Source organism: Microaerobacter geothermalis, from assembly GCF_021608135.1.
Taxonomy (GTDB): Bacteria; Bacillota; Bacilli; order DSM-22679; family DSM-22679; genus Microaerobacter; species Microaerobacter geothermalis.
Genome location: NZ_JAKIHL010000003.1, coordinates 66,564 through 91,445 on the forward strand (window position 1 = coordinate 66,564; position 24,882 = coordinate 91,445).

Annotated in this window: 22 protein-coding genes and 1 pseudogene; 19 read left to right on the forward strand and 4 right to left on the reverse strand. The window is 42.4% G+C overall.

What is annotated here, in order from left to right:
- Positions 1 to 67: 67 nt before the first annotated feature.
- Entirely contained in the window at positions 68 to 1,324 is a 1,257-nt protein-coding gene (locus L1765_RS03220) for a M48 family metallopeptidase (protein ID WP_236404721.1), read from the forward strand.
- A 187-nt stretch (positions 1,325 to 1,511) separates the two neighbouring features.
- Here L1765_RS03220 and pckA read toward each other — a convergent pair whose 3' ends face one another.
- Positions 1,512 to 3,095 carry a phosphoenolpyruvate carboxykinase (ATP) gene (gene pckA, locus L1765_RS03225; protein WP_236404730.1) on the reverse strand — a complete coding sequence of 528 codons (1,584 nt, stop codon included), beginning with the start codon at positions 3,093 to 3,095 and terminating at the stop codon, positions 1,512 to 1,514.
- Between the two features lie 194 nt (positions 3,096 to 3,289).
- Positions 3,290 to 4,060: a DUF169 domain-containing protein gene (locus tag L1765_RS03230; RefSeq protein WP_236404732.1), complete on the reverse strand. Its 771-nt coding sequence runs from the start codon at positions 4,058 to 4,060 to the stop codon at positions 3,290 to 3,292.
- A 179-nt stretch (positions 4,061 to 4,239) separates the two neighbouring features.
- Here L1765_RS03230 and L1765_RS03235 point away from each other — a divergent pair, with 179 nt between their 5' ends.
- Positions 4,240 to 5,319, forward strand: coding sequence for a DUF6687 family protein (locus L1765_RS03235; protein WP_236404742.1), 1,080 nt, complete (start codon positions 4,240 to 4,242; stop codon positions 5,317 to 5,319).
- 137 nt (positions 5,320 to 5,456) lie between these two features.
- Here L1765_RS03235 and fdhD read toward each other — a convergent pair whose 3' ends face one another.
- Positions 5,457 to 6,263 carry a formate dehydrogenase accessory sulfurtransferase FdhD gene (fdhD, locus tag L1765_RS03240; protein WP_236404744.1) on the reverse strand — a complete coding sequence of 269 codons (807 nt, stop codon included), beginning with the start codon at positions 6,261 to 6,263 and terminating at the stop codon, positions 5,457 to 5,459.
- 103 nt (positions 6,264 to 6,366) lie between these two features.
- On the opposite strand from fdhD, the gene fdhF reads away from it, so the two are divergent.
- The 7 genes from fdhF (at position 6,367) to cimA (ending at position 15,230) form a co-directional block, all read left to right on the forward strand.
- The gene (gene fdhF / locus L1765_RS03245) at positions 6,367 to 8,415 is read left to right on the forward strand and encodes a formate dehydrogenase subunit alpha (RefSeq protein WP_407942187.1); all 2,049 of its coding nucleotides are present in this window, start codon (positions 6,367 to 6,369) and stop codon (positions 8,413 to 8,415) included.
- 173 nt (positions 8,416 to 8,588) lie between these two features.
- Entirely contained in the window at positions 8,589 to 10,091 is a 1,503-nt protein-coding gene (locus L1765_RS03255) for an LCP family protein (protein ID WP_236404754.1), read from the forward strand.
- Between the two features lie 42 nt (positions 10,092 to 10,133).
- Positions 10,134 to 11,219 carry a 6-phosphofructokinase gene (locus L1765_RS03260; protein WP_236404757.1) on the forward strand — a complete coding sequence of 362 codons (1,086 nt, stop codon included), beginning with the start codon at positions 10,134 to 10,136 and terminating at the stop codon, positions 11,217 to 11,219.
- A gap of 120 nt (positions 11,220 to 11,339) precedes the next feature.
- The gene (modA, locus tag L1765_RS03265; RefSeq protein WP_236404759.1) at positions 11,340 to 12,152 is read left to right on the forward strand and encodes a molybdate ABC transporter substrate-binding protein; all 813 of its coding nucleotides are present in this window, start codon (positions 11,340 to 11,342) and stop codon (positions 12,150 to 12,152) included.
- A gap of 15 nt (positions 12,153 to 12,167) precedes the next feature.
- The gene (modB, locus tag L1765_RS03270; RefSeq protein WP_236404761.1) at positions 12,168 to 12,845 is read left to right on the forward strand and encodes a molybdate ABC transporter permease subunit; all 678 of its coding nucleotides are present in this window, start codon (positions 12,168 to 12,170) and stop codon (positions 12,843 to 12,845) included.
- Between the two features lie 5 nt (positions 12,846 to 12,850).
- Positions 12,851 to 13,489, forward strand: a complete 639-nt coding sequence (locus tag L1765_RS03275) for an ATP-binding cassette domain-containing protein (protein WP_236404778.1) — start codon at positions 12,851 to 12,853, stop codon at positions 13,487 to 13,489.
- 124 nt (positions 13,490 to 13,613) lie between these two features.
- On the forward strand, positions 13,614 to 15,230 hold the full coding sequence (cimA, locus tag L1765_RS03280; protein WP_236404780.1) for a citramalate synthase: 1,617 nt from the start codon (positions 13,614 to 13,616) through the stop codon (positions 15,228 to 15,230).
- Positions 15,231 to 15,272: 42 nt separating this feature from the next.
- Here the strand turns inward: cimA and L1765_RS03285 are convergent, their stop codons facing one another.
- On the reverse strand, positions 15,273 to 15,479 hold the full coding sequence (locus L1765_RS03285; RefSeq protein ID WP_236404783.1) for a hydrogenase maturation nickel metallochaperone HypA: 207 nt from the start codon (positions 15,477 to 15,479) through the stop codon (positions 15,273 to 15,275).
- Between the two features lie 188 nt (positions 15,480 to 15,667).
- Here L1765_RS03285 and L1765_RS03290 point away from each other — a divergent pair, with 188 nt between their 5' ends.
- The 10 genes and pseudogenes from L1765_RS03290 to L1765_RS03335 all read left to right on the forward strand — a co-directional run bounded on the left by L1765_RS03290 (position 15,668) and on the right by L1765_RS03335 (position 24,877).
- A complete protein-coding gene (locus L1765_RS03290; RefSeq protein ID WP_236404785.1) occupies positions 15,668 to 16,936 on the forward strand; it encodes a 4Fe-4S binding protein in 1,269 nt (422 codons plus the stop codon).
- A 69-nt stretch (positions 16,937 to 17,005) separates the two neighbouring features.
- Entirely contained in the window at positions 17,006 to 17,386 is a 381-nt protein-coding gene (locus tag L1765_RS03295; RefSeq protein WP_236404794.1) for a c-type cytochrome, read from the forward strand.
- A 27-nt stretch (positions 17,387 to 17,413) separates the two neighbouring features.
- A complete protein-coding gene (locus L1765_RS03300; RefSeq protein ID WP_236404796.1) occupies positions 17,414 to 18,790 on the forward strand; it encodes a cbb3-type cytochrome c oxidase subunit I in 1,377 nt (458 codons plus the stop codon).
- Positions 18,791 to 18,979: 189 nt separating this feature from the next.
- Positions 18,980 to 19,135 carry a hypothetical protein gene (locus L1765_RS03305; protein WP_236404798.1) on the forward strand — a complete coding sequence of 52 codons (156 nt, stop codon included), beginning with the start codon at positions 18,980 to 18,982 and terminating at the stop codon, positions 19,133 to 19,135.
- 209 nt (positions 19,136 to 19,344) lie between these two features.
- Entirely contained in the window at positions 19,345 to 19,758 is a 414-nt protein-coding gene (locus L1765_RS03310) for an ArsR/SmtB family transcription factor (protein WP_236404812.1), read from the forward strand.
- Positions 19,755 to 21,899 carry a heavy metal translocating P-type ATPase gene (locus tag L1765_RS03315; RefSeq protein ID WP_236404819.1) on the forward strand — a complete coding sequence of 715 codons (2,145 nt, stop codon included), beginning with the start codon at positions 19,755 to 19,757 and terminating at the stop codon, positions 21,897 to 21,899. Before L1765_RS03310 ends, L1765_RS03315 begins: the two co-directional genes overlap by 4 nt.
- A gap of 108 nt (positions 21,900 to 22,007) precedes the next feature.
- On the forward strand, positions 22,008 to 23,720 hold the full coding sequence (locus L1765_RS03320; RefSeq protein ID WP_236404821.1) for a pyruvate oxidase: 1,713 nt from the start codon (positions 22,008 to 22,010) through the stop codon (positions 23,718 to 23,720).
- 56 nt (positions 23,721 to 23,776) lie between these two features.
- Positions 23,777 to 23,932 (forward strand): annotated as a pseudogene (locus tag L1765_RS03325) (heavy-metal-associated domain-containing protein); the annotation flags it as partial.
- 128 nt (positions 23,933 to 24,060) lie between these two features.
- Entirely contained in the window at positions 24,061 to 24,312 is a 252-nt protein-coding gene (locus L1765_RS03330) for a phosphatase PAP2 family protein (RefSeq protein ID WP_236404840.1), read from the forward strand.
- Positions 24,313 to 24,340: 28 nt separating this feature from the next.
- Complete coding sequence (locus tag L1765_RS03335) at positions 24,341 to 24,877, forward strand: RNA polymerase sigma factor (protein WP_236404842.1); 537 nt, start codon at positions 24,341 to 24,343, stop codon at positions 24,875 to 24,877.
- The last annotated feature ends 5 nt before the right edge of the window (positions 24,878 to 24,882 follow it).

Sequence of the window (24,882 nt, forward strand, 5' to 3'; positions counted from 1 at the left end):
GCAAATGATCTGACCTTGAAGTATTCACGCTGTTGTTGGTAAAAAATATTGACTTGGAGAGAAAAAAATGAGGATTGGATGGTTCAAATGGGGACTTTATCTCCTGTTTTTGATCGTGATGGTTGGTCTTTTATCGGCTCTATACAGCAAAAGTCCTGATCCTTCCCTTTATCCGCCCCCTGCAAACCCTGCTACATTTATGTCTGAGGAGCAGCTGAATAAGTCTATTGCTTATTCCAAAGGGAAATATGCCTTGTTTTTCATTGGTCATGCCTATACCTGGTTGGTTCTTCTATTTATCTTGATGACTGGAATGGCTAAATACCTGCAAAGGTTGGCCGAGAGAATGTCCGCCCGGTTTGTTTTCCAAGCTGCCTTCTTTTCTGTATTTCTCTTTGGCGTGATCTTTCTTTTTGACCTGCCGCTGGGATATTTGGCTTACCTATGGGGGAAAAGATTTGGCCTAACCACTCAGCCCTTAGAGGAGTGGCTATTGGATAACCTGAAGAATCTAGGGATTGGCTTAATCATCATCATGCCTCTAGTTTGGCTTTTCTATCTTTTAATTAGAAAGAAGGAACGGACCTGGTGGATCTGGGTGTGGTTGGTCTCTATTCCTGTTGCCGTTTTTCTTATTTTTATCCAGCCGGTAGTAATTGACCCCCTGTTTAACCAATTTAAACCCATTCAGAATGAAGAATTGAAAGCAAAGATTTTAGCATTGGCAGATCGTGCAGATATCCCAGCCAAGGATGTCTATGAAGTGGATATGTCAAAGAAAACAAACCAAATTAATGCCTATGTGAATGGAATTGGTGCCAATGCCAGGATTGTATTATGGGATACGCTGCTGAAAAGAATGAATGAGAATGAAGTTCTTCATGTGATGGCCCATGAAATGGGTCATTATGTAAAAAAGCATGTGTATTTGGGATTAGTATTGGGACTATTTGGCATTGCTTTTTTCTTATGGATACTCTCCTTTCTTTTACCTAGGGTTATTCGTCAATGGGGAAGACGATGGAACGTATTTTCCATGAAAGAATTAAGCTCTCTGCCCGTTATTCTTCTGCTATTCTACACCCTGTCTTTTGCTGCTTTACCGATCAATAACGTGATCTCAAGAAGTATTGAACAGTCAGCTGATGTCTATGCTTTGGAGATGCTAAATGATCCGGACGTGGCCATTTCAACATACCAAAAATTAGCGAAAGTAAATGCCTCCTATCCCAATCCCCCCTGGATGGTAAAAATCTATATGTATACCCATCCTACCTTGGCTGAGAGGATTGAGTATGCTTACCATGCTGGAAGTAAGAAGTAAGAAAGAACATATTGATTAGATCAGGAATAATAATTTTCGATAGATTCAGTTTAAAACTGAACTGTGAATTCTGGAGCAGAATTCTTTTATTTTACAAGTTAAAATAGGATAAACAATAAAGAAAAAGGGTGGAAGAAACCACCCTTTTTTTCATTATATATGGATACAACCTATATATAGGTATAATTTATTTAACTTTCGGTCCTGCAGCTTTGATTTCTTCTGAAACACCATCAAATTTAGCGAAATTCTTCACAAACCGGGCTGCCAAATCCCTGGCCTGTTGATCATATGCTTCCTTATCAGCCCAAGTGTTGCGCGGTTGAAGCACTTCACTGGGAACTCCTGGGCAGCAGTCAGGAACCAGCACACCAAAGACAGGATCGGGTGTAAAGTTGGCTTCTTCAAGGGTACCGTTAAGGGCTGCAGTAACCATGGCTCTTGTATAAGGCAGATTCATTCTATTCCCTATGCCGTAAGGGCCTCCAGACCAACCAGTATTTACCAAGTATACCCTTGCATCATGCTGGGTAATTTTATCTCCAAGCATTTCGGCATATACGCTGGGAGGTAGTGGAAGGAAAGGTGCACCAAAGCAAGTGGAGAAAGTAGCCTCAGGTTCTGTTACCCCTCTTTCTGTTCCTGCTAATTTACTGGTATATCCGGATAAGAAATGATACATGGCCTGCTCTTTGGTTAGTTTTGCAATGGGAGGCAATACGCCGAAGGCATCAGCTGTCAGAAAAACAACAACCTTGGGATGTCCTCCTATCCCTGGAATGACGGCTCCAGGAATGTATTCAACAGGATAAGCCGCACGGGTATTTTCTGTTAATGAATCATCATTATAATCAGCAATTCCGGTATTTTTATCAATCACCACATTTTCAAGAACAGATCCAAATTTAATGGCATTCCAAATTTGTGGTTCTTTTTCCTCCGACAGATTGATGCACTTGGCATAGCATCCGCCTTCAATGTTGAAGACACCATCATTTGACCAGCCGTGCTCATCATCCCCGATTAAATTTCGGTCAGGATCAGCGGAAAGAGTAGTTTTTCCTGTGCCGGAAAGCCCGAAGAAGAGGGCAACATCACCTTCTTTCCCGATGTTTGCAGAGCAGTGCATGGATAGTACGCCTTGTTCAGGAAGAAGATAATTCATCACGCTAAAGATAGATTTTTTCATTTCTCCGGCATACTGGGTTCCGCCAATGAGAATCACTCTTTTTTCAAAGCTGATGATAATGAATGCTTCAGAATTGGTTCCATCCATTTCCGGATCAGCCTGAAATTCGGGGGCACTGATGACGGTAAATTGCGGTTCATGTTGAGCAAGCTCCTCTTTTGTTGGACGGATAAAAAGCTGATGAACAAATAAATTATGCCAAGCGTATTGATTGACTACACGAATGGGCAAACGATAAGCTGGATCAGCCCCTGCAAATCCGTCAAAAACAAACAGTTCTTTGCCTTTCAAGTATTCCAACACTTTTTGATACAGATTTTCAAATTTCTCTGGAGAAATAGGCTGGTTTACAGATCCCCAGGCAATTTTATCGTGGACACTTGCCTCATCTACAATAAACTTGTCCTTTGGTGAACGGCCAGTATATTTTCCTGTTGTTGTCCGAATGGCGCCGTTTGATGTGAGAACGCCCTCATGACGTCTTAAGGAATTCTCAACGAGTTTAGCTACAGAAAGATTAAAATGTACCTGTTCCCCATTTAGTACGTCATTTAACTGGATTTTCCCTATTTTGGTTTCCATAATTCTCCTATCCTTCCCTCACTTATTCATTCAATTAGTCACTTTAATTGATCATGTTAATATGAAAAAGTATAGCACATTATAAGAATAGGCTACAATACTTTTGGTGAAAATGAGATATATTTTTTCGAAGTGAAAAAGATATAAAAAATGCCATCGAAATAAAATTACGATGGCATCGTTGGTGTAGAGGTCTAAGAATGATTCCACATTTGATTTAATTTCTCATAGGATGGGGGGAATTTTGCTTGATACTGAAGGAAAGTGGGAATTGGATAACGAACTCCTCCTTTTTGGGTTCCTGACAATCCATCGATAAACTCTTGGGACCGGTTAAATGGAAGGGTAAAGGCCATCTCATGATCATGGGTTTGTCCAAATACCCGGTCTCCGTAACAGGGTAGGATCACCTGGGGTTCATTGGTTTGTTTCGTACGGATAATGATGTCGGCACAATCTGCCCTGGCTGAAAAGCTGGAGGTAATGGAACCTCCCCTTTTGTATAACGCTGCTGCAACCATTCTCATGACTTGGGCAGAATTTCCGTAAACGAGAACCGTTTCAGGTTCAAAGGATATTCTTGAAAGTGGTCCGACAAGGATTATTCCGCTTTCATCATCTAAAAATTTAGGGACATCTTCTTCAGTTTTTTTGGCCGCTTCCATATTTTCTGCATACATTCCGCAGGCAAGATTTCCTTCCGAATAAAAAGGAAGATTCTCCTCAAATCCAAAGGCAACCTTGGCAATGGGACAGGATAAATCTTCACCGCCCATGGCCAGTGTCCATCCATAGCGGCGGGACATGGTGATGCCCTGACATATACTGATGCGAACGCCAAAATCTTTGGCGGGCCGTTTGGTTTTATCGGGAACAGATTCTCCCTTATCCAGCACTCGAATTCCCAAAGGGAAAGTATCCGGTCGCACATATTTTTCAATTTCTTCAGATAATTTTAGCCACATGAATTTTTACCCTCCTTTTTTCTCTCTATTATAATTCAACAAAAGGGTGAAAGGGTTTAAATTATAAAGATTTATGGGGAAAAGATAGATGAATTGCACATTATTGAATGGTTGTAAACAAGATGGATCTAATGATTAATGGTAGGATATAATCAATTGATGGAAAGGAATGAGAATGGATGATTCCCAATTTTTATATTATAGGAAGTGAAGAAAAAAGGCCATCCAGCAGAAGAACCATTTTTGCTGATGGCTCGGCAGATTTAACATACCGGCAGGACGTGGACATGGAATTAAGCCATTGGATACCCAACCGGACACCTGCTATATATAAGGCAGATACATCAACGGAAATTTGCATGAACTTTATTGAAAGAGAATCAATGGAGGAATGGGATTTAGCGATTAATAACCACCTTGATGTGGATGGGGTGTTATCCATTTTTACCTTGGTTCACAGTGATTTTGCTTTAAAGAATAGAGAAACGATTGTACAGGCTGCAGAAATGGGGGATTTTTTCGCTTGGGGAGGAAAACCAGCACAGATATTGTTTCAAGGATTAACATTATTGATGAATGAGCTGCATGATAAAAAAGTGGATATTAAAGAGATTTATAAGAAATGTTTTGGACAAGTTTTCGCGCTGATCGAAGGGGTGCAGGGTGAAAATCCTCCAATTAAGAAAGGGATCGAAGCTTTACTTCAGTCAGTTCAACGAATTGAATCAGGGGAAATTGAACGAAAGGTGTATCATGAGAGATTTGTGCATTACCATATTCCAAGAAGTCTTTCTGAGAAAAATCTGGAGAAGGCCATTACCATTCCACTCTTTAACGATTTGTTGTCAGATAAGCTATGGTTATGGCCCCAGGCACGAAATAAATGGGATAAGGAAAAAGTACAATTCCTCTCCGTTGAAGATAAAGAGGGTTGGTATTACGACCTCTGGTACCCAGGATATATGTGGGCGGAAACTCCCAATTCATGGAGAGCTCCCGGTTTTCAGTTCAAAGGCAGTACCAATGGCTATTACTACGGATATGAACCTTTAAATAAAGCTGTTCTCCAACTACAGAAGATGGATGAGGGCAATGGAATGTGGACCATAGCAAAGGAACTCTCACCCTTTTCAAGTATAAAGGGAAGGAACTTCCCAGTGATTCTTTCCTATATTGATGGAGATCAACATCCGGTGATCAGTAAAATTCCTCCTACTGAGGTGGCGGCTTTATTGGCTTCTGTATTCCAAGATGTATAGATGATGAAATGCCATCGGAGATAATTCCGATGGCATAACGATTATTGTGATGTAAAATCAATATACAGGGATATTTCACCGAATAAAAAGGAAAAAACTCCACCTAAAGTAAGTTCCCCTTTATAAGAAACTCAGATCTACAGTCCAATGATCCGATGGGGATGAGTATAAACATTCATCTGACCTCTGCGGATAAAACCGACGGTGGTAATTCCCAGGTCATGGGCCATATCTAGGGCAAGACTGGTTGGCGCAGATTTGGAAAGCAATATCCCGATTCCCATTTTAGAAACCTTTAACAAGATCTCCGAAGAGATGCGCCCGCTGAAAACGATTATTTTATCTTTCAAATCAAGTTGTTCCTTAAGGGCATAGCCAAATAGTTTATCCAGGGCATTATGCCGTCCAATATCATATCTGGATAGGATCAATTCTTTTGGTGAAGCCAGTGCCGCATTATGAACTCCGCCAGTTTGGAGAAATTCCAGAGACTGTGATTGCAATTGTTCCATCAAATAAAAACACTGCTTATACTCTAGGGTAATAGAACTGGATACTCTTTTGGCGGTTCTGGAGTCATTGAAGAAATAGAAGGAGGCTCTGCTTTTTCCACAGCAGGAGGAAAGGATTCGCTTATTGATCATTTCCCGGGAAAAGCCTTTTAGTTGAGCTAATGTGAGATATGCTTGTCCTTGTTTATCATTAATGGATAAATCCTGTATATCTTCCCGGTCAGAAATCATCCCTTCCCCCGCAAGAAATCCGATGATTAATTCATCCATATGATTCGGGGAGCACACCAACGTGGCAATTTCCTGTTCATGAATATAAATCGTTAAAGGATATTCCTTTACAACAAAATCCTCACAAGATTCTTTTTTTCCGGACAAATGAATTTTCGTCATTTGTTTTTTTTCGTGTTTTTCTAGTGAAAAATGTTTCATCAAAGACCCACTCCTATCAAAATTCATTATACAAAACATACAAGTGAAAAGTAAAAAATATCTATGATATAATGAAGGGGAAATATTGGGGGAGGTGAAATGAATGACCGATGTTCAAACCGTATGCAGCTATTGTGGAACAGGATGCGGTTTAACCCTTGAAGTGGAAAATAATGATATTATCAGGGTGAGGGGAGATAGGGAAGCGCCAGTCAACAAAGGGCAAACCTGTGTAAAGGGATCGTTTGCCTATAAATATGTAAAAAGTGATCGGCGTTTAAAGACTCCCATGATTCGGAAAAATGGGGTTTTGGTTCCCACTTCTTGGGATGAGGCGTTTCAGGTGATTATCAATCAATTTAATAAAATAAAGGCTAAATACAGTCCTGAAGCCTTTGCCATATTTGCCTGCTCCAGAGCAACCAATGAAACCAATTTTGTATTACAAAAGTTCTTGCGAACCGTCATCGGAAACAATAACATTGACGGGTGCAACAGAACTTGACACGCTCCCAGCGTTGCCAGTTTGGCAGCGGTTTTAGGTTCAGGTGCCCCAACAAATTCTCTGGATGAATTGGAAAGCGGTGAAGTGCTCTTATTGTTGGGCTCAAATACCTCAGAGGCCCACCCCATCATCGCCAACAAAATTAAAAAAGGCGTAAAAAACGGAATGAAGCTGATTGTGGTGGACCCCAGAAAGATTGATATGACGAAGTTTGCCCACACCCATCTTCAAATTCGTGTGGGAACGGATATTGCTTTACTAAATGCCATGGCCCATGTGATTATTGATGAATCATTACATGATCAAGCATTTATTGAGAGAACCACAACCAATTTTGAAGCCCTAAAGGAACAGGTGAAAAGATATACTCCTGAATATGCAGAAACGATTACCGGCGTTCCGGCAGAGTTGATTCGAGAATCTGCCAGAGTATATGCGAAGGCGAAAAATGCAGCCATTGCTTATACCCTTGGAATTACGGAACATCATCATGGCGTAAACAATGTATTCGCCCTGTTAAATTTAATGCTTTTGACAGGAAACATAGGGAAACCTTTTGCTGGAATTAATCCCTTGCGGGGACAAAACAATGTCCAGGGAGCAGGGGATATGGGGTGCTTACCCAATGTGTTTACGGGTCATCAAAAAATCACCGATCCCCAAGTTAGGGCACGTTTTGAAGCGGAATGGGGTGTTTCCCTTCCATCCAAACCAGGGAAAAACCAAACCCAAGTCCTCGAAGCAATGGAAACTGGGGAAATACGCTGTCTTTATGTCGTGGGTGAAAATCCCGTCGTTTCTGACGTCCATGCCAATAAAACCAGAAAACTGTTTGAAAATCTGGACTTTTTAGTGGTTCAGGATATTTTTATGACCCAAACTGCCGAATTGGCTGATGTGGTATTGCCGGTGAAATCATGGGCAGAAGTGGATGGGACATTTACCAACACGGAACGAAGAATTCAAAGGGTCAGAAAGGCTGTAGAACCAGTGTTTGATGTAAAGGAAGATTGGCAAGTCATTTGTGAATTATCTACTTTGATGGGATATCCAATGAGTTACTCCTCTGCCGAGGAAATTTGGAATGAAGTACGCCGATTGGTGCCGGAGGTATATGGAGGTATCAGTTATTCCCGCCTGGATCAGGAAGGCGGTCTTCAATATCCATGCCCGACTGAAGATCATCCGGGTACTAAATATCTCCATGACCGTTTCCAACAAGAAGTATTTTATGGACCCAAAGCTCCTTTTAAGCCGGTTGACTATGTTCCGCCTAAGGAGCTCCCGGATCAGGAATTTCCCTTCCTGTTAACGACAGGAAGACGATATGAATCGTACAATACCCATACACAAACTTCCTATTACGCGGATGGTGTGAAGCTGAAACAAACGGATGAAACTGTGGATATGAATGAGACAGATGCGGCAAGGATGGGTGTTGAAGCAGGAGATTGGGTACAGGTGACATCAAGAAGGGGAACCGTTAAGGTAAAGGTTAAGATTACAGATCAAGTCCCAGAGGGGCTGGTCTTTATGTCCTTTCATTTTAATGAGGTTCCAACCAATGTTTTGACCATTGATGCCTTTGATCCGGTAGCCGGAACTGCAGAATACAAGGCGTGTGCTGTAAAAATAGAGAAATTGTAAGCGGGGTTTATCTGGATGGAACCCACTTCTTTAAGATGAAGAGGGGCTGGTGAAAACCGGCTCTATTTTCATTTTTCCCCATTTGATTTTTTTGAAATTGAGAGTAAGATGAGATAGAAAAGTTTTTATTTTCTTTAGAAGAAACTGGATCGTTCGTGGAGGAAACAACAAACATGAATACATATAACTCTGATAAAAGACTCAGAAGGAAAAAGAGGAGATTCACTAACTTAAAATGGATCAGCATGTTTCTCATTTTACTTTTGATCGGTGCAGGAGGTATCATCTGGTGGCAAGTAGAACGGTTTATCGGAAAAATCACCACCGAAGAGGCCGCCGTTGTCATCGACCAGCCCATTGAGAAGGAATATACTTCAGAGGAATCGATTTCCCTTTTGATAATAGGTAAGGATACGCGACCAGAGACAGGCTCCTTAAATACAGATGTGATCATGGTTGCCGTATTAAATCCAAAAAATAAACAGGTAACCCTTGTTTCTCTCCCCAGAGATACCAAGGTCAAGGTTCCGGGATATAAGGGATATTCTAAAATAAACGGGGTTTATGCCAAGGGGGAACTGGAAAGAAGAGAAGCTGAAAAAGCCGGAAAACCTGTGGAACAAACAGGAATCACTTTGCTGAAGAAAACATTGGAAAGAATGCTGGGTATACCGATACAGCACTATGTGACCGTTGATTTCCAAGGGTTTATGGCTGTGATCGATAAGCTTGGCGGAGTAAAAATCAATGTAGATAAAAGCATGAAATATACCGATCCTACAGATGGCACACGGATTGATCTTGAACCGGGATTGCAAACGTTAAATGGAGAGCAGGCTTTAGGATATGTAAGGCATCGCCTGGATAACCGTGGTCCCAATTTTTACTCCAGCGATTTTGACAGAAACCGACGCCAGAAGGAAGTGGTTAAAGCTGCAGTGGATAAAATGAAGTCATTCAGCGGATTTGCCAGCTTCTTTGGAGTGATGGATGTAGCAGGGGACCATATCCGAACAGATTTGTCAAAAAGTCAAATCAAGGGAATCATCATGGACTTTCGCTCCCTGGACTCTTCACAAATCCAAAGTTTGGAAACCGGAGGGCATTGGGATAGTGCGTCAGCATTTACCATTCTCTCAAAGGAGAAACTTGACAATGTTCGAATTATTTTGCAACGGGAAATGAACATTGATCCGACAAAAGTGGATGAATTAGATGACAGTGCCACTATCGTCGAACCAAGGAAACCCGCACCTCCTCAACCTTCCCATCAGGAACAGACAGAAGGGAATACTGGCTCAACCTCTGCCCAAACTGAGAATGGACAAGAAAACCAACAAGAGGGGAATATCCAGGGGAATTCCAATGAAGCAAAAATCCAGGATGGAGAAAATCCGGGTGAAGGAGATTCAGGTGGGGAAAATCCGAATGGAGCTGGACCGTCCCCAGATGGAACTGTGAATCAGCCTGAAGATCCAACTCAATTAAATTCAACGCATCCCGATGGAAACCAGTCTGGAACATCTCAACCCGGAGAAAATACACAAACCAGTTCAGAACAACAGGGGACAGGTCAGCAAGATGCGGGACAAATCATAACACCGCCAGAAACAGATACTGGCGTTCCGGATCCAACCAATCCCACCGGACCTATTCCTGATCCCCCTGTACAGTAAACTGAAGATTTTATTCATTCGAAAATGGACGGAGGGATTGATTTGAATGGAAGAAGAATTGGCATTTTAACGGGAGGGGGCGATGCTCCCGGTTTAAATGCGGTGATACGGGCAGTTTACAAGGCGGGAAAACAGCATCATTTGAAGTTGATCGGGTTTCGAAACGGTTTTTCTGGAGTGATTCAAAGGGATTTTATGATCATGGATGATGAGGTTGGATCCGGGCTTCTGCATCGCGGCGGAACCATCCTGGGAACAAACAATCGAGACAACCCCTTTAAATATCCTGTAAGGACGGAAAAGGGAATAGAGTATAAAGATGTATCTCCCCAAATTATAAAAACTCTTGAGGAGATGGATGTGGAAGCGCTGATTGCCATTGGCGGTGATGGCACACTATCAATTGCCAAAGAACTTTACGAATTGGGCGTTCCTATTGTCGGTGTCCCAAAAACCATTGACAATGATTTGTCTGCAACCGATTGGACCTTTGGCTTTCAAACGGCCGTACAAACGGCTACCGATGCTTTGGATAAACTTCACTCAACAGCTGAATCACATCACCGGGTGATGATTTTGGAGGTCATGGGCCGATATGCCGGATGGATCGCCTTATACAGCGGTATGGCAGGTGGGGCCGATATTATTCTGATTCCCGAAAGAAAATGGTCCTTAGATGAGATCATCCAAGCCATTGAATACAGGAAAAAACTAGGCAAATCCTTTAGTATGATTGTCGTTGCTGAAGGAGTGAAACTTCCCGATGGTCATTGGGTTACTCAGGATATAGAAGAAGGAAGATCCGATCCCATCCGATTAGGGGGGATTGGTCAGATACTAGCCAAAATGATTGAGGATACAGGGAAAACCGAATCTCGATCCCTCGTCCTTGGACACTTGCAAAGGGGAGGGAGCCCCATAGCTTATGACCGGATTTTAGCCACCCAATATGGAATAAAAGCCCTTGATTTAGTGTTGGATAGGAGATATGGAAACGTTCCTGTTATGCAATCAGGGGCGATCACATCTATCTCACTCAAAGAAGCGACTTCGCAATTAAAAAATGTCCCAATGGAACACGAATTGATTCAATGTGCTAAAAAGTTGGGGATATATATTGGACATTGAGCTCTATACAGTGAATGCATATAATGGTAGGTGAAGCGGACATGAATCACTTCTTGGTAGATCTCGACTGGCGGACGTGTGAATCTTTAGTTCTGCATCTATAGAAAGTAGTGATTTTTAATGAAGATTCCAATACTATTAAAAAAAATAATATTCTCCTTTGTAGTTCTTGCTACTCTCCTTATATTTGCAGGTTGTTCAAATGGGAATAAAGCCGGACAAACTTCCGTAAAGCTTTATGTATCTGCTGCTGCCAGTCTGGGAAATGCGTTGCAGGAGATAGGAGATGCCTACAAAAAACTAAACCCTGGCATAGAGGTATACTTTAACTTTGGGGGTTCAGGGACACTGCAACAGCAGATTGAACAGGGAGCCCCTGCAGACCTCTTTATATCTGCTAATGAAGAAAAAATGGACCGACTGCAAAAAAAAGGTCTGATCATTGAGGAAACTAGGACAGATATTTTATCTAACGAATTAGTGCTTGTTACTTCTAAAGAACTAAAGGGAAAAATGACTGAATGGGATGATTTGGCTACTTCATTGGTTAACAAAATTGCCATGGGCGATCCTCAATATGTGCCTGCCGGTAAATATGGAATGGAAGCATTAAAAACCATTGGGATATGGGATAAAATCCAAAATAAATTGGTTTTTGCCAAGGACGTGACACAGGTTCTTACTTATGTGGAATCTGGTAACGTGGCAGCCGGCATTGTATACTCCAGTGATGTAATTCGGTCAAAGGAAATTGAAATCGGGTTTACCATAGATTCAACCGCCCATTCTCCTATCCTCTATACGATGTCGATTTTAAAAAATAGCGTGAATCAACAGGCAGCAAAAGATTTCTATCAATTTATTTTGGGAGAACAGGCGTTAGAAATTTTCAAAAAATATGGATTTCAGATGATCGAAAGATTGTCTTCGTAAAAGGATGTGAATGGAATGGAAATGATCCCTTTATACCTCTCAGTCAAAATTGCTTCCATTGCCACATCCTTTGTTTTTATCACAGCTGTTTTTATAGCCAGAATAATGGTACATCGCAGTTTTCCCGGAAAAATGGTTTTGGAATCCACTTTTATGCTTCCCCTGGTTCTTCCGCCTACAGTGGTTGGCTTCGGTTTGTTATTTCTTTTTGGCAAAAATGGATGGTTAGGCAAATGGCTGTGGGAATGGTTTGGAATTCAACTGGTTTTTACATGGTGGGCAGCCGTCATTGCTTCCATTGTTGTTTCTTTCCCCCTGATGTACCAAAGCGCGGTTGCTGCTTTTAAAACCGTGGATACCAATTTGGAGAATGCGGCGAGGACCATGGGGTCTTCGGAATGGAAGGTATTTTGGACCATTACTTTTCCATTGGGTTGGCCAGGTTTATTGGCGGGGTTGGTTCTTACCTTTGCCAGGGCATTGGGTGAATTTGGTGCTACCCTCATGTTTGCCGGTTTTATCCCTGGAAAGACCGAAACGATTCCATTGGCTATTTACTTTGCAGTGGAAAGGGGAAGTACTGCCCTTGCCATGTACTGGGTCATGATTATCATTTCTATGGGATTTGCCGCAATGATGTGGCTGAATTGGTGGAGTAAAAGAAACATGGATCGGCATCGCATAGAAGGGTGAGGCATATGCTACAAGTAACTTTGAAGAAACAACTTCCCAACTTTTTAATCGATGTGAAGTTTACCGTTAAACCAGGTGAAGTATTGGTTCTATTTGGCCCTTCAGGGTCTGGCAAAACAACGATTTTAAATGGGATCGCAGGCCTGATTTCTTTGGATGACGGAATGATTAGAATCCATTCCCGGACTCTTTATTCCAAGGAACAGGGAATTCATCTGTTGCCACAGCAAAGAAGGGTAGGCTACGTATTTCAGGAGTATGCCCTTTTTCCCCATATGCGTGTAAAAAGCAATATTTTTTATGGTTTGAAAAAGAGAAATAAGGAAAAGCTGGAGGGTTGGCAAAAAAATATCCTCGACACTTTAAGACTGGGTCCCCTTATGGACCGATTTCCCCATCAGCTTTCAGGAGGGGAGAAGCAAAGAGTGGCTGTGGCCAGGGCATTGATGACGGAACCGGAAATTTTGCTACTGGATGAGCCCCTTTCCGCACTTGATCATGGGATTCGGCAGGAGTGTCAGATTCAGTTGAAAGGTTTGATTCAGCAGTGGAAGATTCCCGTGATATTGGTTACCCATGATCAGGAAGAAGCCAGAACTTTAGGAGATCTTATCGTCTACCTTTCAAAAGGGAAAATAAATTAAAATTAATCTAAAATATTAACTTTTTTCTATGGATTGCTCCACTATCCTGTGATATACTGTTAGGCAATATATATTTTTTCGGAATATTAAATTATTGTCTTTGGAGGATAGGTGAGAGAGAAAAATGAACCAGATCTTTATCTATGATACGACCCTTCGGGATGGAACACAGGGGGAAGGAGTTAGCTTATCCGTTGACGATAAGTTAAAGATTGCCAAAAAATTGGATAAAATGGGATTCCATTATATTGAAGGCGGTTGGCCGGGGAGCAATCCCAAAGATATGGAATTCTTTCTCCGGGCAAAGGAACTGACATTTCATCATGCCAAGATTACTGCTTTTGGAAGCACAAGGAGAATGGGAATAAAAGCAGACCAGGATCAAAACCTTCAAATGATCCTGGACAGCGGTGTTGCCAGTGTGGCCATTTTCGGCAAGACTTGGGATTTTCAAGTGACCGATGCATTGCAGACCACTTTAGAAGAAAACCTGCAAATGATCTATGATTCCGTTTCATTTTTAAAGCGTCATGGGCTGGAAGTGATTTTTGATGCTGAGCATTTTTTTGATGGATACAAACGAAATGCGGCATACAGTTTGGAAGCGATAAAAAAAGCTTCAGAAGCGGGAGCCGATTGGATTACCTTGTGTGATACAAATGGCGGATCTTTGCCCCACGAAATATCTGCTATTGTGACCCATGTGGTGGAGCAAATGGATACACCGGTTGGGATTCATTGCCATAATGATGGGGAACTGGCTGTCGCCAATACCTTGGCAGCCGTACAGGCAGGAGCCAGACAGGTTCAGGGAACCATGAACGGTTATGGGGAACGATGCGGCAATGCCAATCTTTGTTCCGTGATTCCCAATTTGCAGTTGAAAATGGGCTTTCGCTGTATTGACGATGACCAGTTAAGCCGATTAACGAAACGTTCGAGATTTGTCAGTGAAATTGCCAATATTACTCCCCCCAACAACCAGCCCTTCGTTGGACGGAGTGCCTTTGCCCACAAAGGAGGAATGCATGTAAGCGCCATTTTAAAGCATCCGGAAACCTATGAGCATATTACACCTGAAGCAGTAGGTAATAAGAGAAGGGTTTTGGTTTCCGAATTGGCTGGACAAAGTAACTTGCTCTTCAAGGCGAAGGAATTAAAAATAGATATTCAAAGACAGGATCCCGCAACCAAGAAATTAATCCAAAAAATTAAGGAAATGGAGCATCGGGGATACCAATATGAAGGGGCAGATGCTTCTTTGGAGCTTTTAATCAGGGAATCCATGGATCAGATTAAGGAGATCTTTATTCTGGAATCCTTTAAGATCTTGGTAGAAAAGGAGAAAAACGGAGGAATTAAATCTGAAGCCATAATCAAAATTTCTGTGGATGGAGAAGTGGTGCATACCGTTGCTGAAGGGAACGGTCCGGTTAATGCCTTGGATAATGCTCTTCGCAAAGCTTTGGAATCTTTCTTTCCATCTCTTAAGAATATGTATCTCTCAGATTATAAGGTTCGCGTTCTGGATGAAAATGAGGCAACGGCGTCAAAGGTTCGCGTTTTGATTGAATCCACCAATGGTGATGAAAAATGGAGCACCGTCGGGGTATCTGAAAATATCATTGAGGCCAGTTGGCAAGCGTTGATAGACAGTATGCGATATGCTCTTTTGGGAAATGAAGAAGAGCGTGTCCACTATTCCGAGACCGTCGAACGTTTAGGAATCGTAAACCATTAAAAAAGCCCATTGGGTGGTCAAGTTGACCATCCAGTAGGCTTTTTATTTTACCACTTTAAATGTTTTGCCCCTCCGTTTGGCAAACCTTTCCCCACAGTAGGGACAAGTGACATAAGATTTAAAGGATGAAAAGGTTTGTTTACATTCAATGCATTTCACCTTTCCTATTCTAGAAAAGGATATCACCAACCATGTCCCGCCAATGACTCCTCCCAAGAGTGCCAATCCAAACATAATGTACCCGTACACCAGTATTCTCCTTCTTCATTCGTTTTCTGTCATCTCTATTATATTTTAAAAAAAAAGCAAATGGTCATAGAAAATTATTTTGAATAATTTTAGATTTTGTGAGATATGTCACTCTGGTTCCCGTATGAATTTATTACTATAAGTGTGAAGAAAGTGTGTAAGGAGATCTTGGGATAGGAGTGGATAAATTGGCAGCAAAGAATATCAGGCGAAGTCGAAGAGGTACCCAAGTCCTGTTCTTGATGTTTATTACGCTTCTGCCCATTCTTGATCTTTTTCGTCTGGATATGGCAGAAAGCCGGTTTGTGATATTAGGGAAATATTTCTTTATTAACCAGCTGTATTTGGCTCTTATCGCATTTATTTTATCTATTCTTGTTCTGGCATTATTTGCAAGAAACTTTGGTAGGATTTTTTGTGGTTGGTTATGTTTTCAGACGTTTTGGTCAGAACTTGGAGATTCCATCATAAAAAAATGGAGAAAGCTTAAAAAAAGTCGTAGCAAAAAGACCAAAATTAAGCATTTAATTCAGATCATTTCGTTGTTTTTCATCGTGTTTCCTCTGATGTGGGGCTTTTATACTGTACTGGTTTCCTATTTTGTTGCACCGAAGGTGATCTGGTCCTGGGTTAATTTGGGTCCCCCCATTTGGTTTCTAGTTCTTGGTGTGAAATTTAGTGTTTTTGGTTTGATAGATCTTTTGGTTATTAGGCATAGTTTTTGTCAATCCATGTGTCCTTATGGCATCATGCAACAAAAGGCGAAAAAAAATACTTCCTTAAGAATTGTATTTGACCCAAACCAATGCATCGATTGTAATTTGTGTGATCAAGCCTGTCTAATGGGGTTGAAACCAAGGGAATTGTCCAAGGAAGACCCTTGTATCAACTGCGCAGAATGTATCACAGCCTGCGGCATTAAGGCAGAGAAATTGGCATCCCGGGGGATTGAAAAGGGGTCAATAAACAGTTTGTCCTTTGCATTTCAATCGATTGGACCGGAGTCGAAGAAACCTTCTATATTTGATGGTAAAACATTAATATTGGGATCCATCTTTGTCCTGTTTACAGCGATTTTGCTTTTGGGTGTGATGCTGGATGACGGAGTTGATCTCACCATTAAAATGAAAGGGGATACCGCAGTTTCCACAGTTACATCATCTGAAAGTGTTCTTTATGATCTTCAGATCACAAATCGAACTCAGTCAACTATGAATTTTAAAATCATGTTGGAATCTGTTGAAAATGGATCCAGTCCTAATGGGGATGGAAAATCCAATCATTTTGAGATTAACCCTCAACTCTTTGAAGTACAGCCATTAACCAAACTGGAGCAGGAAGTGTCGATTTCCCCCAAGGGGACTCTTCCATCGGGGAGATACACGATGCTACTAAGACTGGTGGATTCCAGTGGAAGGGAGGTAGATCAAACCAAAACGGTTTACTACGTGTATTGAGGTGTTTAGAAAAAATAGTATTTATTAAATGGAATTTCAGGAAGGATAGAAGAAAGGAAGGTTTTAAAGATGAAGAACCTCATCATTTATGTTGGTGGCGGAGTTGTACTTTTACTTCTCTTTTTCGCAACAGCTTTTACTACTGTGGATGCCGGACTTCCTGCCGACCATGGTTCTCCATATTGGGGAACATCGGAGGTGGAAGTGGCCGGTGCAAAATTATTTAAGCAAGCCGGTTGTACTTCCTGCCATAGCTACCGAGGTCAGCAGGGGCAGGTAACGGGTCCCGAGTTGGATACCGTTGGGTTACGTTTAAATGAGCAGGCCATTGAGCAGTTTATTCGTCGCGGAACACAAATTATGCCCTCCTATGAAGGGAAATTGAGTGACGATGAAATCAAAACATTAGCGACTTGGCTCAGCAGCTTTAAGACACCGGCTGAGCGTTAATCATACTGAGTAAAGGTGGGAGAAAAAGTGAATAAGGCAGACATACTAAAGTTTTCCAATGCCGATAACGTGGCGAAGAAGTTTTTATTAACCAGTGCCTTTTATTTGATACTGGTCACTTTATTTGGTATCATCATGAGTATTAATTTGGTAAAACCTGAGTGGATCCCTGACCTCTTTAACTTCGTAGCCATGAGGGCACTTCATTTGCAGACGATTATATTCGGTTGGTTATCCATGGCCTTAATGGGTGCAATTTATTACATTGTTCCCCGTATCGTGGACAGGGATTTATTTAGCAAACCCTTGGGCAATCTTCATTATTGGTTAATGCATGTGGGAATTGCCTTAGTTGCTGTGACCATTCTGGCCGGTAAGATTGACGGACGCGAATATCTGGAACCCGTTTGGTGGGTGGACGTAGCCATCGCCGTAGTGTGGGTCATCTTTGCGGCTAACGTGTTCATGACGGTATTTAAGGGAAATATTCCGCACTTTTCACCTGCATTAAACTTTATTTTGTTATCTGTTCTATATTTGGGGTTGAACTTCGTTTGGGCAAACTTTATTCCTTGGAAAGGCGTTTATGATAACCTTGCCATCTGGACATTTGCCCATAATGAGGTAAATGGATGGTTTATGTTTGGCTTACAGGGAATATTCTACTTTATGATTCCTAAAATGACAGGCACAGAAAATGAAAAGCCGCCATATCCTGAAGTATTAAGTAAGGTCCATTTCTGGGCGGTTGCGATATTTATTCCACCATCTGTTCTTCATCACTTGCTCTATCAGGATGCGCCGGTAAACACATTCTGGAAACTAATGGGTGAATGGACCAGTGTAGGTATGTTAATTCCGACCTTTATCTGGTTCTATATTATCACTGTCAGCATCCGCAACAGCAAAAAACCACTGGGTGTTCCAGGAAAATTCGTTGTCGCAACCATGGTGTTCTATGTGATGAACTGTATCCAAGGGTCTTCTCAATCGATCCGCTTTATCAATGATTTCGTCCACGGATCCCAGTGGGTTGTCGGCCATGCTCACTTGGCACTTTTAGGATTTATCTCATTCGGAGTGTTTGCCTTCACTTACTGGATGGTGCAAACCTATTGGGGTGAGTGCTATGACGAGAAGCTGGCCAATGTTCACTATTGGTTGGTCATGATTGGATTCCTCGGTATGTTCATCCCACTCACCATTGCCGGTCTCGTCGAAGGAGCCATGGCGGGTGAAAACTTCTACACGATTCGTGAAGCCATTCGTCCATATCTTATTGTTCGGGGAGTTTCAGGTGCTATCGTAACTCTAGCAGCCATTGTATTCTCCATGAATATGTGGAAGGTGATAAAGGTAGCCAAAACAAGAGAAATTGGCAGCCATGTTACCCGTAGTGCATAAAGGAAATAGATGAACTTCATTTGAATTTGAACGATTGGGGCTGAGTTTTCTCAGCCCTTTACCTTTTTAAATATAGAAAGTTCTAAATTTCCTCCTTCAGAATAAACATAAGATTGTGTGAAAAAATCTAAATCATTTATCATGTCTAACCGATAATAAAGATAAGTAGACACGAAGGAGGAAATAAGTATGATGGTGAAAACCTGTCCTCATTGCGGGGAAGATTCATATAGTTCAGTAACCATCCAGACAACGTGGATATGCCCCTGCTGTGAAAGCGATATCTCAGAAATAGGCTCTGAGGTAGCAGAGGATCAGAAAAATCGATTGGTGAGGGCATGTTAATAAAACTTCATCTGAGGTAAGTTTCCTTTACAATGCAAACTCCTGAAGGATTGGAAAAATATCCATCAGGGGTTTATTATTTTTAATAAAATCAAACAATCAAATGCATATTTAATTGTTGACAATTTTAAAGGAGATCCGCATAATAGAAACGTATAATCAAATGATTTTTTTAATGTTTGAATAACATGGTGAAAGGGTGAAATATTATGACTGATGAAGGGATAAAGCATAAAGAAAATGTTGAGGTGGCTTATCGCAGTCCCGGAGCCGATGACGAATGTGAAACATTTATTTATGACCCTCAGAGGGTGGAACGCCGAAAGAGGCAATTGCATAGAACGGAAGGACTGGCTCCTTTGTTTAAAGCTTTGGCTGATGATACCCGGCTTAAGATTATTTACGCTCTCAGCCAGGAGAGTGAACTGTGCGTATGTGATGTAGCAACCATTATTGGATCAACAAATGCCACGGCTTCTCATCATCTTCGGCTGTTGAAGAACATGGGGCTGGCCAAGTACCGGAAAGAAGGGAAAATGGTTTTTTACAGCCTGCAGAGCCAACATGTCCATCATTTGATTCAGGAAGCATTAGGGCTGAAGGGAAAGGAGCAGTCCCTGTGAGTGTTGCAATCAAGAACTTGAACAAGGATCAGGTAAAACAAGTAATCCGGCTTTCCGGCATCACTTGAGCGGATTGTGCTGCTCAGTTTGAGCAGATGGTAAAAAAAGTTCCTGGTGTTACCGATGCACGGGTTAATTTCGCCGCATCGAAAATCACCATAGAAGGAACAAGGTTGAGTAAAGAAAAGATTGAAGAGCTGGGAGCTTTTGAAGGCATTAAGGTGGTGGAAGACGAAAAAGGTCAGGGGAAGGAAGTCAGTTACTGGGAGAAGAATCGCCAATCGATGATGACCGCCGTTTCTTTATTCTTTTTGCTTTTGGCCTTTGCTGCAGAATATTTGTTTACTGCCTCTGCTTCTCTTTCCATCCCTTTGTTTTTGTTGGCAACGGTTTTGGGAGGCTGGGAAAACTTTAAAAAAGGAATCCCCAATCTGTTTCGCCTCAACTTTACCATGAATACGTTAATGACCGTAGCGGTTGGCGGGGCCATTGCTATTGGATACTGGGAAGAAGCGGCTGTTGTTGCCTTTTTATTTGGTGTCAGTGAAGTATTGGAGCATTATTCAGCCGAGAAGGCAAGGCAGTCCATTCGCGGACTAATGGATATCGCCCCGAAAACCGCCGCCATTCGCCGGAATGGAGAAGAAATGGTATTGCCTGTAGAAGAAATTGAAATCGGCGATATCATGATTGTTAAGCCCGGAGAAAAGATTGCCATGGATGGAGAGGTGGTGAAGGGCAGCACGGCAGTGAATCAATCGGCCATTACCGGAGAATCGATACCTGCTGAAAAGAGGGTTGGAGACGAGGTATATGCCGGTTCACTCAACCAATCCGGTTCCATTGAAGTTCAAGTAACGAAGTTAGTGGAGGATACCACCATTGCCAAGATTATTACCATGGTGGAGGATGCACAGGAACAACGGGCGCCGTCCCAAGCCTTTGTTGACAAATTCGCCAAATACTATACGCCGTCGGTGATGGTATTGGCTGTATTGATTGCCCTTGTTCCCCCCCTTATATTTGGTGAACCATGGAAGCCATGGATCTATAACGCTCTAGCTCTATTGATTGTGGCCTGTCCCTGTGCCTTGGTTGTCTCAACACCGGTTGCCATTGTTTCCGCCATCGGTAACGCAGCCCGAAATGGGGTTTTAATCAAAGGCGGTTTGCATCTGGAAAATACGGGAGCGTTAAAGGCAATCGCTTTTGACAAAACCGGTACGCTAACCCGTGGGGAACCGGTGGTTACCGATGTGATCTCTTTACAGGGCAGAGATGAAGAACAAATTCTTTCTCTGGCAGCAGGAATTGAGAAATTTTCCGAACACCCGTTAGCAGATGCAATTGTGAATCATGCGGAAAAACAAGGGATTCCCCTGGTGGAAGCAGATGATTTTCAAGCAGTGATGGGCAAGGGGGCGAAAGCCCAAGTAAACGGGGAGACTTATTTGATTGGAAGTCCCCGCTTCTTCGAAGAAATAGGGATTTCGACTGTTGGCATGAAAGAAGAAATCAGCCGCTTGCAGCACGAAGGAAAAACAGCGATGATGCTGGGGACGGAAAAAGAAATGATTGCGATTATTGCTGTGGCGGACGAAATCAGGGAGACGAGCCGGGAAGCAATTAAACAGCTGAAACGGGCAGGGATTGAAAAGACAATCATGCTGACCGGAGACAACCAAGCCACTGCAAGGGCGATTGCTGCAAAGGTCGGCATAGATGAGTTCCGGGCCGAACTGCTTCCTGAAGATAAAGTGTCAGCCGTGAAAGAGCTGCGGGAGAAACATGAGAAAATTGGAATGGTTGGCGATGGGATTAACGATGCCCCTGCCCTTGCAACGGCGACAATCGGTATTGCCATGGGAGGGGCAGGTACGGATACGGCGCTGGAAACGGCAGATATCGCCTTGATGGCGGAAGATTTGTCCAAATTGCCCTTCACGATCCGATTAAGCCGTTCGGCACTCAGGATCATTAAGCAGAATATCATCTTTTCGTTGGGGATTAAAGCCATCGCTACCTTTCTTGTATTCCCGGGGTGGTTAACGTTGTGGCTGGCTATCCTGGCAGACACCGGAGCGACCATACTGGTTACGCTGAACGGCATACGCTTGCTGAAAATAAAGCCGGATGAATAAAGAAAGTGATTCAAGGATACCTGTGATTGATTCAGGTATCCTTTTTCGTATGTTTTCCTTTTATCATGAGAAAAATAAGCGTAAACACGTAGAGAGGGAGTGGGTTTCATGTTCGGAAAAACGGCCGGTGAAACATTGGTGGACTTGCTTATTCAATGGGGAGTGGATCACATTTATGGGATGCCGGGTGATTCTATTAATTCTCTCATTGAGCCTTTAAGAAAAAGACGGGAACAAATTCGCTTTATTCAGGTAAGACACGAAGAGGCAGGCGCATTGGCAGCGGCATCCTATGCGAAATTAACCGGAAAACTTGGGGTGTGCATGGCAATTGCCGGTCCCGGAGCCATTCATTTGTTAAACGGATTATATGACGCCAAGCTGGATAAGGTACCTGTTCTGGCCATTGCCGGTCAAGTGGAATCTGATCTTCTCGGTTCTGATTTTTTTCAGGAGGTAAACCTGGACCGGCTGTTTGATGATGTGGCGGTTTACAATCAACGGGTAATGTCGGCAGAGCAGCTACCTGTTGTCGTGAATCAGGCAATCAGAGTAGCTTATACAAAGAGGGGAGTATCGGTACTTGTCATTCCGGATGATATTCCGAAATTTGAAGTGGAACGGGAAGCGCGAATCACCAGCTCTTTCTTCGTCAGGTCTGAAATAGCTCCCCAAAAAACCGATTTGCTTCAGGCGAAACAAATGATTGAACATGCGAAAAAACCGGTAATCCTCGCCGGAAAAGGAGCCAAGGGAGCGGGAGGATCGTTATTATCCTTTGCGGACAAGATCGCAGCCCCCATCATCCTTTCTTTACCCGGAAAGGGGATTATTCCAGATGAACATCCTTTTTGTTTAGGAGGACTTGGATTAATAGGCACCAGGCCAGCCTATGATGCGGTGCGGGAAGCAGATACCCTGATCATGATTGGCACATCGTTTCCCTTTACCGGCTTTTTACCGAAAGAGGTGAAGACGATCCAGGTTGATATTGACCCGGCACAGATTGGGAAGCGTTATCCGGTGAATATTGGCTTAGCAGGGGATGCAGAGCATACGCTAAATTGGCTTACCGAACAGCTGGAAAGGCAGGAAGACCGTTCTTTTCTCCAATTGTGTCAGCAAAACATGAAAAAATGGTGGGCGAAATTAAGACTGAAGGAAACAGATCCTTCCGTTCCGATTAAACCTCAAGTGGTGATATCCGCCTTGCAACAGGTGGCAAATGAAGATAGTATATTATCTGTAGACGTGGGAAATGTAACCGTTTGGATGGCCCGTCATTTCCGGATGACCCATCAGCATTTTATTACTTCAAGCTGGCTGGCAACACTGGGGTGTGGACTTCCGGGAGCCATCGCGGGAAAAATCGCCTATCCTGACAAGCAGGTTTTTGCGATTTGCGGGGATGGGGGTTTTGGAATGACAATGAATGACTTCGTTACCGCGGTAAAATATGATCTGCCCATTGTGGTCATTGTTTTAAATAACCATAAGATTGCCATGATCAAATATGAGCAAGAAGTAATGGGTAACGCAGAATATGCCACCGATTTGCAGAATCCCCACTTTGCCCGATTTGCTGATATCTGCGGCGGCATCGGTTACCGGGTCGAAAAACCGGATGAATTGCTGCCGTCATTGCAGCAAGCAGTTATACAAAAAAAGCCCTGCATCGTAGATGTCGTGGTGGATGCCAATGAAGCTCCCATGCCGGCCAAAATCACTTTTGGTCAGGCAGCCGGATATGCCAAACATATGATGAAAGAGTTTTTCGAAGAAGGCAAACTTGAAGTGCCAACTACCATTTCGGGGAGGTGAGTGATATGGGTCAAATTACTCTAAATGTTCCCGGCATGACATGAGGTCATTGCAAAAGTTCCGTGGAACGGGCGCTTAATGGTGTGAATGGAATTCAATCCTTCAATGTTAATCTTGAAAACAGGAACGTTACCGTTGACTATGATGACAGCAAGGTAAACGTAGATGAAATCAAAAACGCCATCGAAGACGCAGGCTATGATGTGGAATAGTTGAAATACAATAGAGAAAGAAAAAGCCGTTACAACCGTAACGGCTAATTTTTTTGAACTTTTTTAGCTCAATTGATGTCTTTTTAGATAAAACCTTTAATAATAGATGTGGAAAGGTTGATGATAGCATGAATTTGGATTACTCTTTATTTCAACAAATTAATAATCTGGCAGGGAAAAGTTTTTGGATAGATCAAATTATTGGCTTCAGCAGAGTGTATGTTGGAACCCATTATCCTCTGGATATTCTGGGAGGTGCATTAACTGGTTTGGTTGGGACAGGATTTATCAAATGGCAAAGTGAAAGACTGGAACCAATGGTAAATTGGCTGATTAAACGATGGAGACAGATGGAGATTGCTATTCAAAAAAAGGAATAGAGCTTCGATGATTGGGGGTTGAGATTGTGTGGATCAGGAACTGTATCAAATAATAGAACAAGCAAAAAGGGGAGACAAGAAATCCTTTGAACAACTCATATCCGTATATAAAGGGAAAGTGTTCCGGCATGCCTATGCAATGCTGGGCGATTGGATGGAAGCGGAAGACGTCTCTCAGGAAGCCTTTATAAAAGCGTATGTTGCCCTGTCCAAATTACAAAGTGCATATGCCTTTTCTTCGTGGTTGGCACAAATTGTCTCCCATTTATGCCATAATCGTTTATCAAAAAAAGAGAAGGAAAAAATTAACATCTGGAAAAATGTGATTGACCTTCAGCAAAGATTAACAGATTCCAACAGAGCCATGGAACAGAAACAGTTGCAGATGAACATTGAAGAGGCAATGCAAAAGCTTTCATCGGAACAGCGTGAAGCCATTGTTTTAAGAGATATCCAAGGGTTTAGCTATGAGGAAATGGCTAACATTTTGAAAATTCCCGTTGGGACTGTTAAATCACGGATTCATGCAGCTCGCCTTGTAATGCGAGAAGAACTTGCGAAATAGAGGGG